Source organism: Priestia sp. Y58, assembly GCF_029522095.1.
GTDB classification, from domain to species: Bacteria; Bacillota; Bacilli; order Bacillales; family Bacillaceae_H; genus Priestia; species Priestia megaterium_E.
On the sequence record NZ_JAKWFL010000004.1, the window covers coordinates 496,597 to 511,086 of the forward strand.

16 protein-coding genes and 2 pseudogenes are annotated in these 14,490 nt (G+C 38.1%); 11 read left to right on the top strand and 7 right to left on the bottom strand.

Going from position 1 to position 14,490, the window contains the following annotated elements; translation table 11 throughout:
- Positions 1 to 34: 34 nt before the first annotated feature.
- Positions 35 to 496, bottom strand: a complete 462-nt coding sequence (locus MMB68_RS15810) for a MarR family winged helix-turn-helix transcriptional regulator (protein WP_014460864.1) — start codon at positions 494 to 496, stop codon at positions 35 to 37.
- A 279-nt stretch (positions 497 to 775) separates the two neighbouring features.
- On the opposite strand from MMB68_RS15810, the gene MMB68_RS15815 reads away from it, so the two are divergent.
- The 4 genes from MMB68_RS15815 to MMB68_RS15830 all read left to right on the top strand — a co-directional run bounded on the left by MMB68_RS15815 (position 776) and on the right by MMB68_RS15830 (position 3,808).
- Positions 776 to 1,414, top strand: coding sequence for a biotin/lipoyl-containing protein (locus MMB68_RS15815; protein ID WP_014460863.1), 639 nt, complete (start codon positions 776 to 778; stop codon positions 1,412 to 1,414).
- A 33-nt stretch (positions 1,415 to 1,447) separates the two neighbouring features.
- Complete coding sequence (locus MMB68_RS15820) at positions 1,448 to 3,073, top strand: DHA2 family efflux MFS transporter permease subunit (protein WP_045291503.1); 1,626 nt, start codon at positions 1,448 to 1,450, stop codon at positions 3,071 to 3,073.
- Between the two features lie 63 nt (positions 3,074 to 3,136).
- A complete protein-coding gene (locus MMB68_RS15825; RefSeq protein WP_221779537.1) occupies positions 3,137 to 3,565 on the top strand; it encodes a MarR family winged helix-turn-helix transcriptional regulator in 429 nt (142 codons plus the stop codon).
- Between the two features lie 45 nt (positions 3,566 to 3,610).
- Positions 3,611 to 3,808, top strand: coding sequence for a helix-turn-helix domain-containing protein (locus MMB68_RS15830; RefSeq protein ID WP_013082432.1), 198 nt, complete (start codon positions 3,611 to 3,613; stop codon positions 3,806 to 3,808).
- Positions 3,809 to 3,837: 29 nt separating this feature from the next.
- Here MMB68_RS15830 and ytzI read toward each other — a convergent pair whose 3' ends face one another.
- Entirely contained in the window at positions 3,838 to 3,972 is a 135-nt protein-coding gene (gene ytzI, locus MMB68_RS15835) for a YtzI protein (RefSeq protein ID WP_082178527.1), read from the bottom strand.
- 128 nt (positions 3,973 to 4,100) lie between these two features.
- On the opposite strand from ytzI, the gene MMB68_RS15840 reads away from it, so the two are divergent.
- The gene (locus MMB68_RS15840; RefSeq protein ID WP_074894520.1) at positions 4,101 to 4,262 is read left to right on the top strand and encodes a YfhD family protein; all 162 of its coding nucleotides are present in this window, start codon (positions 4,101 to 4,103) and stop codon (positions 4,260 to 4,262) included.
- Positions 4,263 to 4,300: 38 nt separating this feature from the next.
- Here the strand turns inward: MMB68_RS15840 and MMB68_RS15845 are convergent, their stop codons facing one another.
- The 4 genes from MMB68_RS15845 to MMB68_RS15860 form a co-directional block, all read right to left on the bottom strand.
- Positions 4,301 to 5,308: a FecCD family ABC transporter permease gene (locus MMB68_RS15845; protein ID WP_277549169.1), complete on the bottom strand. Its 1,008-nt coding sequence runs from the start codon at positions 5,306 to 5,308 to the stop codon at positions 4,301 to 4,303.
- Positions 5,305 to 6,315 carry a FecCD family ABC transporter permease gene (locus tag MMB68_RS15850; RefSeq protein WP_269871648.1) on the bottom strand — a complete coding sequence of 337 codons (1,011 nt, stop codon included), beginning with the start codon at positions 6,313 to 6,315 and terminating at the stop codon, positions 5,305 to 5,307. The genes MMB68_RS15845 and MMB68_RS15850 overlap by 4 nt, the downstream gene beginning before the upstream one ends.
- Before the next feature lie 81 nt (positions 6,316 to 6,396).
- Positions 6,397 to 7,320, bottom strand: coding sequence for an iron-hydroxamate ABC transporter substrate-binding protein (locus tag MMB68_RS15855; RefSeq protein WP_269871647.1), 924 nt, complete (start codon positions 7,318 to 7,320; stop codon positions 6,397 to 6,399).
- A complete protein-coding gene (locus MMB68_RS15860; RefSeq protein ID WP_277448410.1) occupies positions 7,321 to 8,115 on the bottom strand; it encodes an ABC transporter ATP-binding protein in 795 nt (264 codons plus the stop codon).
- 189 nt (positions 8,116 to 8,304) lie between these two features.
- Between MMB68_RS15860 and MMB68_RS15865 the strand changes: the two genes are divergently transcribed.
- The 4 genes and pseudogenes from MMB68_RS15865 to MMB68_RS15880 form a co-directional block, all read left to right on the top strand.
- On the top strand, positions 8,305 to 9,354 hold the full coding sequence (locus MMB68_RS15865; protein WP_277448411.1) for an NAD(P)/FAD-dependent oxidoreductase: 1,050 nt from the start codon (positions 8,305 to 8,307) through the stop codon (positions 9,352 to 9,354).
- Between the two features lie 156 nt (positions 9,355 to 9,510).
- A complete protein-coding gene (megL, locus tag MMB68_RS15870; protein ID WP_102813269.1) occupies positions 9,511 to 10,698 on the top strand; it encodes a methionine gamma-lyase in 1,188 nt (395 codons plus the stop codon).
- 213 nt (positions 10,699 to 10,911) lie between these two features.
- Positions 10,912 to 12,156 (top strand): Bcr/CflA family efflux MFS transporter, encoded by a 1,245-nt coding sequence (locus tag MMB68_RS15875; protein ID WP_043979293.1) that lies wholly within the window; start codon positions 10,912 to 10,914, stop codon positions 12,154 to 12,156.
- A gap of 117 nt (positions 12,157 to 12,273) precedes the next feature.
- Positions 12,274 to 12,393: pseudogene (locus MMB68_RS15880) on the top strand (aldo/keto reductase); the annotation flags it as partial.
- Positions 12,394 to 12,397: 4 nt separating this feature from the next.
- On the opposite strand, the pseudogene MMB68_RS15885 reads toward MMB68_RS15880, so the two are convergent.
- Positions 12,398 to 12,967: pseudogene (locus MMB68_RS15885) on the bottom strand (Y-family DNA polymerase); the annotation flags it as partial.
- A 143-nt stretch (positions 12,968 to 13,110) separates the two neighbouring features.
- Here MMB68_RS15885 and MMB68_RS15890 point away from each other — a divergent pair.
- Both MMB68_RS15890 and MMB68_RS15895 read left to right on the top strand, forming a co-directional pair.
- On the top strand, positions 13,111 to 13,674 hold the full coding sequence (locus MMB68_RS15890; protein WP_235568729.1) for a hypothetical protein: 564 nt from the start codon (positions 13,111 to 13,113) through the stop codon (positions 13,672 to 13,674).
- Positions 13,675 to 13,709: 35 nt separating this feature from the next.
- On the top strand, positions 13,710 to 14,279 hold the full coding sequence (locus MMB68_RS15895) for a hypothetical protein (protein WP_060746756.1): 570 nt from the start codon (positions 13,710 to 13,712) through the stop codon (positions 14,277 to 14,279).
- Positions 14,280 to 14,490: the final 211 nt, after the last annotated feature.

Below are 14,490 nucleotides of genomic sequence, written 5' to 3' on the forward strand. Positions count from 1 at the left end.
CGTTTCCATTCGAAACGGAGCTCCTTTAGGTATCCTAATATGAAAATCCATATTTATCGCTCAAAAGGGCATCCATTTTATTTAATAAGCGAAAATATTCTTCTTGTTCTTCTACAGTTAGAGCTGCTAGCATATCTTTTAAAAATACATTTCGCTTCTCTGTAATCATTGAAACAAGTTTCTTTGATTCATCGGTCAATGAAACCCACACGACTCTCCGGTCTTTTTCGTCTCGCACGCGCTGAATGAGAGATTCTTCTTCCAATTGATTTAATAAGCTAGTTGTAGCGCCCGAGGTTAAGTGAAGTTTATTTGAAATATCTGCTACCATATACTTTGTGCCGCTGGCAATGTAGTTTAATATATAAAACTTAGTGGGTGTTAAGTGATAAGGCTGTGTTTTTAATGTTTCTTCGACTAAATGTCGCATATATTGAAAAAAAGATGTGTTAATTTGGTAAAGGTGCTCAATTTTTGACTCTAAATTGTTATCCATGCTAGCTTCCATCTCCTTGTACACTACGGACATATATAAACTAACTCTAAAATAAAATGAAACAATTGTAAAGGATGGCAATGATTATCTTTAACCATCGTTATTATTTTTAAATTAATATCTTTACGAAAAAATATCTTTATGATAAAGTTGTTTAGGTGGTTAACCAAATAGATGATTATAAAGAAACATATCTCCTAATAGATGGAGATAATATCTTTATGAAAAAGCTATATAAAAAAGTAATTTTATTAGTGAAGTATTAAGGAGGAGTAATGAATGTCTAGAAGTCGCTTAATGGTAACAAATTTTATTGGAATTATCGTTATTTTAGCTTTATTAATTGGAGGAGGATATTATTACGTTCAAAAATCGAACTATATTACAACGGATAACGCTAAAGTATCTGGAGATGTATACAATGTAGTTGCACCTGCAGCAGGTAAAGTAGCAAGCTGGACAGTAGAAGAAGGAAATGATGTATCAAAAGATGCTGAAATTGCTAAGATTCAAGCTGAAAAAGGCTCTGTAGCTGCTACAGTACCAGCAGATGGCAAGCTTATTCAAACAAATGTAAAAGAAAATCAAATGGTTCAAGCTGGACAGCAAATTGCAACCGAAGTAGATATGAAAGACCTATTTATCGTAGCAAATATTAAAGAAGATCAGCTTAAGGATATTAAAGAAGGCGACGATGTAGATGTAACGGTAGACGGAGATAGCAGTGCAAAAATCGACGGCAAAGTCGAAGAAATTGGATATGCAACCAATTCACTTTCATCTTTAACATCGAACTCAAGCTCAGATGGAAACTACACAAAAGTGTCTCAAACGGTTCCTGTAAAAATTTCTATTTCTAATTATTCAGAGCATGTACTGCCAGGTATGAACGCCGAAGTGAAAATTTCGAAAGACTAATTCTTACTACAACAGTTCAAGAAAGGAGGAAATATGATGACAGCCAGTATAGAAAACACAAGTGATGGATCCATCAAAAAGCATATTCCGCTATTGATTGTGTTAATGCTTGGTTTGTTTCTTGCGATATTAAACCAAACGTTACTGAACGTAGCCATCCCGCATTTGATTACTGAGTTTGGCGTAACGGCAAATACAGCTCAGTGGTTGTTAACAGGATATATGCTTGTGAACGGGGCGTTAATTCCGCTTTCAGCTTTTTTAATTGAACGATTTGGTGTGCGTCGCTTGTTCTTATTTGCAATGTTTTGTTTTACAGTAGGGTCATTGATTTGCGGAATTGCACCTACATTTTCGATTATGCTTACAGGCCGTTTAATTCAAGCTATTGGCGGAGGTGTCTTATCACCTCTTGTTATGACCATTATTGTGTTTATTTTCCCTCCCCACATGCGAGGGAAAGGGATGGGGATTTTTGGTTTAGCGATGATGTTCGCACCGGCTATCGGACCAACGTTATCTGGATGGGTTATTCAAAACTACGACTGGCACATCCTTTTTAACGGCATGGTACCATTAGGTGCCATTGTATTAATTATTGCTTTCTTTCAATTAAAAGACATTCAGCCTCCAAAGGATGTAAAAGTTCACATGCCTTCTGTTGTGACATCACTTGCAGGTATGGGATTATTGCTTTACGGATTCAGTGAAGCTGGAAATGACGGCTGGACGGATTCAGTTGTTCTTTCTACAATCATTGGCGGGGCAGTTCTTTTAATTATATTTGTTCTTCAACAAATTAAATCTGAAAAGCCGCTATTGGATATGCGTGTGTTTAAATATAATATTTTTTCACTATCAAATATAATTAGTATTGCGATTACAATCAGTATGTACGCAGGTATGTTCTTGCTTCCAATTTACTTGCAAAATATCCGCGGATATTCTGCTTTTGATTCAGGACTGCTGTTGCTTCCTGGCGCACTTGTTATGCTGGTTATGTCGCCGATTTCAGGTACATTGTTTGATAAAGTGGGACCTCGTCCGCTAGCAATCGTTGGTATGCTCATTACATCTATTTCAACGTTTGAATTTACGAAGCTGACGATGGATACACCATTTAATCATATTTTAGCGATTTATATTATCCGTTCGTTCGGTATGTCACTGTTAATGATGCCAATTATGACAGCGGGTTTAAATCAGCTTCCGCAGCGACTAAGCAGTCACGGAACGTCAATGTCTAATACGCTTCGTCAAGTAAGTGGTTCAATTGGTATTAGTTTAATGACGACCATTTTTACGAACCGTACAACGTATCACGTAAATGAAATCAGCAGTTCCATGAATACGTCTGATCCATTCTTTATGAATAGCTTTCATTTATTTGTACAAAAAGTAGCTGCTACTTTGCATTTATCACAAGATCAGGCTCAGCAGCAAGCGCTGACAATTTTATCTGGAAAAATGACGCAGCAAGGTACGATTCAAGGTATTAACGATGCCTTTTACTGGGCAACAGCGATTTCTGTTATCGGTTTAATTTTAAGTTTCTTCCTTCGTGATGTACGTAAAGATAAAGTAGTCGAAGAAAAGAAATCAGAAGCTCAAGAGGAAGATATTCGTATGCTTCCAGCTCCGAAAAGTATAAATTCATAAGGAGCTATAGAAATCTAAAGTTCATCATAAAACATGTTGGAGAGAAAGGGGGCAGTGAGGTGGATGGATTCATTGACATTTGGTGAAGAGATTCAAAGAATTTCAGTATCTTTAAACAAAAAAGTAATGACAAATGTAAAAAGCCTTTTACAGCATTACGGAATTACCCCTTTTCAATATCATATTTTACTGATTGTTGAACGTGCAGATACAATGCCTGTCACCAAAGTGGCAGACGAGATAAAGGCGAGCCCAAGTGTTATTACAGCATCGATTACACGTTTGTATGAACTGAATCTTGTGGAGCGCTACCATTCAAAAAGAGATCGGCGTAAAGTTATGGTCGAGCTTACAAACAAAGGGAAACAAGTGATTCAAGCTGCTGAAAAAGACATGCAGCAAGGGGTTGAAAAACTGTTTGCTTGCTATAAAGAAGAAGAACAGCAGCAATTTCTCACGCTCTGTCGGCAGCTAGATGAACATGTGACTTGAACTTGAGTAGAAAAAAGTATATTGAGTTAAGCGGAGTGAGTGTAAATGAATAAAGAAACGGTAAAAAACATTCGGAAAAACTACAATATGAATCAGCGAAACTTCGCTCAAGCAGTGAACTGCAGTTTTTCTTTAATTGCACTGGTTGAAGTGGGTAAGCGAAGAGTAACAAAAAACTTGGAAGACAAAATTAAGCAAGCATTTCAATTGAACGATCATGATTTAAAAACACTGCAAGGGTAATATAAAAAGTAGGTGTGAAACGAGCGCACCTACTTTTTTTCGTCTTGTTTTTTTGTAAGTGGATCTACCGTATGTTTGTAATCATAAGCTTTCGAAGTGGTAACCACGCACAGCAGTAAAATAACAAATACAATGATAATAGAGAGCGTAATAATGATGATCATATAAAACGTCCTTTCTTTTTCTTATTACGTATGCCTTCGGTCTTATTGGTAAAATTCCTTCTTTCTCCACATAGTGCAGAAACGACAAACGCATACTATTAACAGTCTAGAATAAAGGAGTGTTCATAATGAATGAAAAAGAGTTGAAAAAACAATTAAAAAAGGTAGCGGATTATCCTGCGTCTAAAGCAGATGGAGTAGATGAAGAGTTTTCTCGTGAATTAGCAGACCAAGACGATTTAGAAGCACAGGCTAGAGCGAACGCTGCAGATGAAAGACAAAAAAAATAATAACTAGACGCGCTTCTTCTAAGAAGCGCGTCTGTTTATTATTTTTTAAAAAGCAAATAAACAAAGTAAGGAGCACCGATTACGGCGGCAATAATTCCTGCCGGTATACCGTTGGGATCGGCAATGTTATGTCCTATTGTATCTGCAATCAGCAAGAGCCAGCCGCCAAGTAAAATGGCAACGGGAATAAAAAGCTGGTTTCTCGGTCCGACTAAGCCTTTGGCAATATGAGGAGCAAGAAGCCCAATAAAGGCAACGCCGCCTGTAACTGAAACTGCGGCTGCCGCTAATGCAACCGCGGCTAGAAGCAATGTGATACGCTCTTTCTCCATAGCGATGCCGACTCCAATAGCTGCAGCTTCATTTAAGTTAAAAATGTTTAATGAATTTGCTTTGTACAATATAAAAGGAATCAAGACAAGAAGCCAAGGTAGAAGTGCCCATATAAAAGGCCAGTCTGTCCCCCAAATGTTTCCTGCAATCCATTTAGCAATAAAATCAACTTTAGCATGATCAGCTGATGACATCATCACCACCATCATTCCAGAAAGAGCCATCAAAAAACCTACGCCTGTTAAAATAAGCTTTACAGGCTGCAGCCCTTGGCTTTTACTATATGCACAAAGATAGATAAGGCCAGCTGTAAACAAGGCGCCGATGAACCCTACTAACGGAAGAGCATACACGAAAGAGCCAGCTTCAATTGGAAAAAATAAAAAGAATACAGCAATTGCGACGCCTGCTCCTGAATTAATCCCTATAATTCCAGGTTCTGCTAAATCATTGCGCGTAACACCTTGTAAGATAGCGCCTGATAAAGCTAGAGCCATTCCTGCTAAAAGAGTAATGATAATTCGCGGAAGTCGAATTGAAAAAAGAACAAACTCATCCGCAAAATTCCCTTTGCCAAAAAGAGTAGGAAACACTTTATTATAAGGAAGGGAAGCATCACCAAGCCCCACTCCTATCACAATCGTTCCAAGAATCAAAACAGTGAGCAGCATCATAATTATTCGTTGTTTTCTGATAAGCGCTGGGTGGATCATGAGAATGCTTTTCCTCCTTTACGAACAATGACTAAAAAGAAAGGTAAACCAATCATGGATACAACTGCTGCTATCGGTGTTTCATAAGGCGCACTTACGGTTCGGCCCAACGTATCAGCGAGCAGCATAAACGCTGCCCCAGTGATAGCGGACATAGGGATAATATAACGATAGTCGGTTCCTACAATTCCTCGTACAATATGAGGAATCATCAAGCCGATAAACACCATGTTTCCGACTAGGGCAACAGAAGCACCTGCAAGAAGAACCATGACAACAAATAAAATGGTTTTGACCTTTGTTGTTTGCTGACCTAACCCCACAGCGACTTCTTCATTTAAGCTTAAAATAGTAAGCTGCCGAGAAAGCAAAAGGGCAATGAATATACCGCCGAGGATAAAAGGAACAATGATTTGAAGCTGTTCCCAAGAAGTGCCTACCATTCCGCCAGCAGTCCACATCGATACATCTTTTGAAATTTTAAAATAAATACCGACGCCTTCTCCAATCGCATAAAGAAACGCTGAAATGGCAGCCCCGGCTAGTACAATTCGAAGCGGAGAAAAACCACCTCTTTTTAGAGCAGCAATTCCAAACACCAAAATTGCGCCAACCGCAGCGCCGATAAAGCAAGCAATCGTAATACCTAAATAATTTACAGAAGGGATAAAGGCAATGGTTACAGCTAAAGCTGCATTTGCGCCAGAAGTTAAGCCTAAAAGTCCTGGATCTGCAAGAGGATTTCTTGTCATACCTTGCATAATCGCCCCTGAGACTGATAAAGCAGCGCCAACAAAAACAGCGGCGATTTCACGAGGTAAACGAATATCTCGGATAATCGAAATCTGTTCGTTTACACTGCTTGATGAAAGTGCTAGCCACACATCTTTTATCGATATGTCAGCAGCGCCAAAAACCATGGAAGAACCAAACATTACGATGAATACGAGCAGCATACCTATTAATTTATATAAAAAAGGAATGAAACGCTGATTGTCTATTTTCATAAAACACCCATCTTTTCATGTAAGAATAAATGTAGTAACACAAAGCAAGAGGAATTCTAAAAAGAATTCCTCTTGAATGAATTACTTGCCAAGAAATTTTTGAGTAAAGAAATTCAGTTGATAATCTAATGTGATTGGGTCATTAAAATAAAATTCTTTTGCATTTGCTTCAAATACGTGATGGTTCTTTACAGCAGGAATATTTTTGTACGTATCTGTTTTCTCAAATGATGTATCTCCATCTTGGTTTTTGCTAAAGATTAAATAATCTCCGGCATATTCAGGAAGAACTTCTGGTGAAATTGCATAGTAACCATCTTTCAAAGCCATGTCTTTTACTTTCTCCGGCATTTTTAATTTCATTTCTTGATAAAGAATTTCCGTTCCGCGCCCCCAGTTATCGCCAAACACATACAACTGCTTATCAAAGTTCTCAATAACTGAAACCGTGGTATCTTCGCCAATTTTAGCTTTGATGTCAGAACCAGCTTTTGCTGCACGCTTTTTAAAATCGTTTACCCATGACTGTGCTTCTTTTTCTTTATTTAATAGTTTGCCGATTTCTACATGCTGAGTAAGGTAATCTACTTTATCGTATGTATACGTAACGGTAGGAGCAATTTTTTTCAATTTATCAACGTTTTTTGTAGTAGATAAGCCAATAATTAGGTCAGGCTTTAATTTAATGATTTTTTCTAAATTTTCATCTGATACTTCTTCAACGCCTTTTAATTTCTTTTCAAAGCGGGGATTCATTTTAGACCATGAATCCACTCCGACAATATTGACACCTAATGACATGACGTTACCTGCGTAGGAGCCTAACACTACAACACGTTTCGGGTTAGCCGGAACTTTTACAGGACCGTCTTCCGATTGATATGTGATTGTCTCGGATCCGCTGTTTCCTTTATTAGAAGCGTTTTTGCTTTCAGTTGAACCGCTGCTGCAGGCACTAATAAGTAGTACGAATATGAGCATGAATGGAAGCAGTAATTTTTTCATTTAGTTATCTCCTCTTAATAAGTTATACGTGATGCACATTGGTTTATTGGTTCTCGGGTCTCGTCCGATTTCAGCGTCGATATGAAACACTTTTTTTAGAACGTCATGCGTAATGACTTCGTCACACGTTCCGGCTTTAACAATTTCTCCATCTTTTAAAGCGATAATATAATCTGCAAAGCGAGCGGCTTGATTTAAATCGTGAAGCACCATTACGACGGTACGTTCTTGCTCTTTGTTTAGCTTTTGAAGCAGCTCAAGCACTTCTAACTGATGAGCCATATCTAAGTAGGTAGTCGGCTCATCGAGGAATATAATATCGGTTTCTTGAGCTAAAGCCATTGCAATCCACACTCGCTGGCGCTGACCGCCTGAAAGAGAATCTACAGGACGAAACGTATAATCTTTTGTTCCGGTTACTTCAAGCGCCCAGTCAATCGTTTGATAATCTTCTTTTGATAGACGCCCAAACCCCTTTTGATAGGGAAATCGCCCATAAGATACAAGTTCTCCCACCGTTAAGCCTTTAGCACTTTCAGGGGTTTGAGGGAGAATAGCCATTTTTTTAGCGAGTGCTTTTGTATGTTCTGTTGAAATGTTTTCACCATCTAAAATAACGGAACCGGATTGATGAGAAATAATGCGGGTAATGGCTTTTAAAAGCGTTGATTTGCCGCATCCGTTTGAACCAATAATTGTGGTAATCTTTTGGTCTGGAATGTTAACGCTTAAATTCTTTACTATTAGACGTTCACCATAACTAATATGTAATTTCTCTGTATATAGGCGAACCATATCTGACCCTCCGTTTACATTTAATACAACAAATACTTGATAATGATTATCAGTATCGTTTACTTTACATACTATAATTCGAACGTTTCCGGATGTCAATAGTTATTTTTATTGTCAAAACGTTGAAGAAGATGTATATTTAAATGAGAATGATAATCAATAACAATTGATTACGAGGAGTGAACGTGCATGATACACAATGAACTTTTTGATGTGACAATTATAGGCGGGGGACCGGCTGGCCTTTATTCTGCCTTTTATAGCGGCCTAAGGGAAATGAAAACAAAGCTGATTGAATATCAGCCAAAACTAGGCGGAAAACTTCACGTTTATCCTGAAAAAATGATTTGGGATGTAGGGGGCCAAACGCCTATTTCCGGTGCGAAGCTTATTGAACAGCTTGTGGAACAAGGGCTGACGTTTGATCCAACTGTTGTTTTAAATGAGAAGATTGAATCCATTTCTCGCTTGAAAGATGGTATTTTCCAGCTGACGGGTTCTTCAGGTGAACATCATTACTCTAAAACCATTATCCTTGCTGTTGGAGGAGGTATTTTAAATCCGCAAAAGCTCAAAATTGAAGGGGCAGAACGATTTGAAATATCAAATTTAAACTATACGGTTAAATCTTTGCAGCATTTTAAAAATAAAACGGTGATTGTTTCCGGGGGAGGCAATTCAGCCATTGATTGGGCAAATGAGCTAGAGTCTGTTGCTAAAAAAGTATATATTACGTATCGAAACAGTGAACTAAACGGTCATGAAGCACAAGTGAGACAATTAATAAATAGTTCAGCTCGGTGTCTGCTTAACACATCTATTACAAAATTAGTGGCTGATGCGACGCATGAATTTATTGAAAAAGTTGAGCTGACTAATCATCAAACCGGTGAAATTTCTTATTTACCGATTGACGAAGTCATTATTAATCACGGTTATGAAAGAGATACAGAGCTGTTAAAAAACAGTGAATTACATATTAAAACCATTGATGACTGCTATATTGCAGGTAACGCAGCAAGCGAAACGTCTGTAGAAGGCGTGTATGCAGCGGGAGATATTCTCATGCACGAAGGAAAAGTCCATTTAATTACAGGTGCTTTTCAAGACGCTGCTAATGCCGTAAACAAAGCAAAACAATTTGTTCAGCCCTCGGCGGCTAAGACAGCTATGGTTTCTTCTCATAATGAAGTATTCAAAAAGCGCAATTCAGCACTAATTAAACAAATGATGACGTAAAGCGAGGTGCAGTGTGCATGTCGCTTCTTTTTCTAGGATGGAATTATCTAAGCAGGGAGGCAGGGAACGAAAAAAGAAAAGAGAAATATAATAAAAGAAAACGCTTACATTTTTAAAAAAATGACATAGTGCTTGTGTGCATAAGGGGGAAGCCGTATGAACGAAAAAGAGAAATATCAGTTTGAAACAAAAGCCATTCACGCAGGGTATGAATCAAAACATCATTTTGATAGCTTAGCTCCGCCTATTTATCAAACGTCTACATTTACATTCTCATCTCTAGAACAAGGTGCAAGCCGTTTTAGCGGAGCAGAAGATGGTTATGTATATTCCCGGTTATCGAATCCAACGGTCACCATTTTAGAAGAGCGTATGGCACAGCTTGAAGAAGGAGAAGCAGCTTTGGCATTTGGATCGGGAATGGCTGCAGTATCGGCTGTATTGATTGGACTTACAAAAGCAGGCGATCATATTTTGTGTTCTAAAGGAGTGTATGGATGCACGTTTGGTCTCTTAGAAATGCTTGAGGAAAAATATCAAATCCATCATTCTTTCTCCAACTTGGAAACTGAAGAAGAAATTCTTGCTGCTATCAGAAAAGATACAGCATGTATTTATATTGAAACACCGATTAATCCGACTATGACTTTAGTAGATTTAGAGTTAGTTGCTTCTATCGCCAAACAAAAAGGAATTCCTGTGGTAGTAGACAATACCTTTTCAACTCCTTATTTGCAGCAGCCGCTGAAGCTTGGATGCGACTTAGTCATTCATAGCGCAACAAAATTTATTGGTGGACACGGAGATGTTGTTGCAGGAATTGTAGTAGGGAACAAAGAGGTTATTTCCGTACTGCGCAAAACGACGCAAAAAGATATCGGAGGCATTCTTTCCCCGTTTGATGCGTGGCTGTTACTTCGCGGGTTAAAAACACTGGCCGTTCGGATGGATCGTCACTGTGAAAATGCTGAACACATCGCAAAACAATTAAGTCTTCACCCCAAGGTGAAAGCCGTTTATTATCCGGGTGATAAAAAGAGCACTGCTTATTCTCTCATGCAAAAGCAAATGAAAAAAGGAGGGGGGCTTCTCTCTTTTGAAGTGGAAGGCGGTTATGAAGAAACCGTAAAAGTGGTTAATCAGCTTAAGCTCATTTCCATTGCGGTGAGCCTTGGAGATGCTGAAACACTTATTCAGCATCCTGCCTCGATGACGCACGCAGTCGTGCCGGAAGAAGCTCGAAAAGAAATGGGAATCTCAAATGAACTCCTTCGCTTATCAGTTGGACTGGAAGCATGGGAAGATATTATGAGAGATTTACAGCAGGCATTAGATAGTATATAACAAACGCTCAAACAACGCTTGAAGTATCTTAAGGATATTTCAAGCGTTGTTTTTTGAATATCAACTGCATGTCATCACTCATAGATCTTTTTTTGCGAGTGGAACTTTACCTACATCTTTAGACAAATGTCCTAGACAGAAGAGATGCCTTTCAATAGACTAAAGGTTATCTGTAAAAATACAATATTTAGGTAAGGAAGGTGCTCTGCTATTATGCTTCATAATCCAACTGGAAAAAAACGTCTAGGATTGGCGTTTCTCCTCAGCACGCTTGCGATATTAGGTCCGCTTAATATCGATATGTATTTGCCAAGTTTCCCTGCTATTGCTGATCATTTAGATGCGCGAGCTTCACTTGTACAGCTTAGTTTAACATCATGTTTACTAGGCCTTGCCATTGGTCAAATCGTGATTGGTCCAATCAGTGATGCGAAGGGACGAAAACGACCTTTACTCATTTCCATCTCTTTATTTATGATATCGTCATTGCTCTGTGCTTTGGCTCCTACTATTACAGCTTTAGTCATCGCACGCTTTTTACAAGGGTTTACCGCTTCGGCAGGAGTTGTTCTTTCTCGCGCGATTGTCAGAGACGTTTTTAGTGGAAGAGAGCTTACGAAGTTTTTTGCTCTGTTAATGGTTATTAATGCCTTTGCACCAATGATAGCACCAATGGCCGGAGGTGCTATTTTGCTTCTTCCTTTTGCAAGCTGGCATACTATTTTCTTGTTTTTAAGTTTAATAGGCCTTTTAATTGTTTTAACAATTTCAATGCGTTTAAAAGAAACTTTGCCAATTGAAAATAGAACGCCAAGTTCAATTGGTCATTCCATTCGCACAATGGGCAGTTTATTACAAGACCGTTCTTTTATTGGGTATGCCTTAATTGTCGGACTGGTCCACGGAGGAAGCTTTGCTTATGTATCAGGCACTCCATTTGTCTATCAAGGGATCTACCATGTTTCTCCGCAAGTTTTTAGCATTTTGTTTGGCATTAACGGCTTGGCCATTGTGACTGGAAGCTTTATTATTGGGCGCTTTAGCGGAATTCTTCATGAAAGAAGCCTGCTTCGCATTGCCGTGATTACGGCTGTAAGTGCTACTAGCGTACTTCTTATCATGACCATGCTTAAAGGGCCGCTGGCTACGATTGTTATTCCCATTTTTATTTACATGATCTCTATAGGAATGACGATCACAGGCTCGGTGACATTGGCAATGAAAAATCAAGGACATAGAGCAGGAAGTGCGAGTGCCGTGTTAGGCATGCTTCCACTAACTTTAGGATCCATTGTTTCTCCTTTAGTGGGTATTAACGAAACCACAGCGATTCCGATGGCTGCTATTTTATTTAGTACGGCGCTTTTAGGTTTTGTAGCTTTCTTTACGTTAACTAAAAACAAGAAAGAAACAGAAAAGTGCGAAGTTAACGAGTTTAAAACGGAGGTCTCTCCGTAATCACTTTTTTGAATGTTTGAAAGCATCACTCCTTTGTAAAAATGAGTGATGCAAATTTATTCAAGTATTGGATAATATATGCTAACCTTAGGGCGTGATCGAAAGGAGTGGATAATAATGAGTAAAGTAATTCCTGAAATAACCCTTAATGACGGGGTAACCTTGCCTGCTATAGGTTTTGGTACATACAAGCTTAACGGAAATGAAGGAGTCAACGCTATAACGAGTGCGATTGATGATGAATAGCCCACAATTTAAAGGGAATATCCTCATATCGCCAATAAGCCACTCCTGTTGGGCTATTCTTAGCCTCATGGTCTAAGCTTACCTTCGCCAGTAAGAGATTAGGGCCTATGCCTGCCGTAGCTGTCAGGCGTGTCTTATGATAAATTTCGTCGATAATATTGTGGGCTAATTCTTCTGGTGTACGAGCGAATAGATGCAACGAAGCTGTTGCATCAATAAACAACTCATCAATACTATAGGCATGAAAATCCTCAGGAGCCACATACTGTAACACCAAGCTCGAAATATAGGTCGAAGCCTTGATATACCTCTCAATGGATGGATTCACCACATGGATATCTTTCCTTTTAGGAATGTCGAAAAGATGACTTCCTGTTTTGACCCCTTCTTTCTTTAATAAGGGTGTGGCAGCTAATACAACGGATCCCGACCGTTTGATATCTCCGACTACCGCAAGCTTTGTTTTCAACGGGTTTAATCCTCTTATGACAGAAGAAACTGAAGCATAGAACGCCTTCATGTCGATACATATAATGATTCTGTTTGGTAACTGTTCATCCTCCATTGAAAATACTCCTAAGATAAAAACTCTACATTTTCCCAATCATTGCTATCACTTGCATAGGATTTATTGTTACATTAACAGAAGTAACTACTACATAACGTAATGGTAAGAGTTCAAAAAGACTAAACCCTAAAGGGGGATAAATGTTGAAAAAAGAATATTTTGTGCAATATTCAGACCAAAGTATAATTGATAGTTTTGACTTTCCAGAAGATAAATTTGTATCTATTACTGTAGGGATTAGGGACATTAATCATGATCTGATCATCTCTTTAGTTCGAAAAATGTTTGGTTTACCTGTTTTTTTTGTTTTAGACTCAATGCTCTCTGGACATGAAAAAGAAACATTGATTAAAAATAAAACTCCTTTTTATGAGCATTCATCAGATGGTGCTATTATTAAAGTTGATTCTGAAAAAAAATTGAGCCATGTTAGTGGATTAGCAGAAGAATTAGTTAAGAATGGGCTCAGTATATTCATTTTCTACGGAGAAGGTATTGTAGAGCAGGATTTAATTCCTTCGAGACAATGGAATAAACCTATAGAATTTAAAAATGTCGATATAGATAAAGTCGATACATTTGTGGATGTGGAAGAGGTTGGATTTACGATATTCAGTAAGAGTGATCTATTTAACTCACCTGGAAAAGTCAAAAATTATATACCTCGTAGCTACTCACTTGATATTAATAGCAGCAATATTTAACATTTCTAAATTAAAAGGAGGAGGGTTTGTAGTCAATGAAGTATAAAAATAATAAGAGTATACTAAAAATGTTAGCTATCATCCTTCTTTCTATAGATCTATTCTTTTATCTTTTAGCACTAAAGAGCCTATACGTTTTCTCTTCAAAGGTTTCGATATATTTTCTGATATTTGTTCTACACTTTATCTATTTATACATAGTCCTTATAACCGTTAGCAAAACAAAAGAGTCTAAAGTTTTTTGGGGAGTAATTGGGCCGTTTTTTATTGTACCTATAGCAATCGTTGGGTGGTTCACGTTCTTTTATACTAATAAAGTTGACTATTATGATCTAAGTTCCCCTAAGAATACCCAAAAAATTATTATTGGTTATTCCAATTGGAGTCTTGGAGAAACTAACCATTACTATGATTTTTATAAACAAACGGAATTCCCTTTGGTGAAAAAACGAATAAATCAAGAACCTCTTCATGTCATGACACGAAATACGGATATGAGCGATTTAAATGTTTTAGGAGCTCATGATGCACAATGGGGAAATGAACAAACAGTAACTTTTACATCTCCATATCTAAATAAGGAAGTAACCTTTAATTTAAAGTAAGTACTTTTTTCTACTTAAACAACAGAGTTGAGAAAAAGCCTGTATCTAAGGAGATCCAGGCTTTTTATTTTCTAGTTTAGTTACGTCGGGTAGGCAGGCACTCTCACGAGCGCCCGCCCCCCTAAGAACCGTACGTGACAGATTTCCCGTCATACGGCTCAAGCCTTCTTTTTATCAAAACAACTTCTTTATTTAATACATGGTACATGTA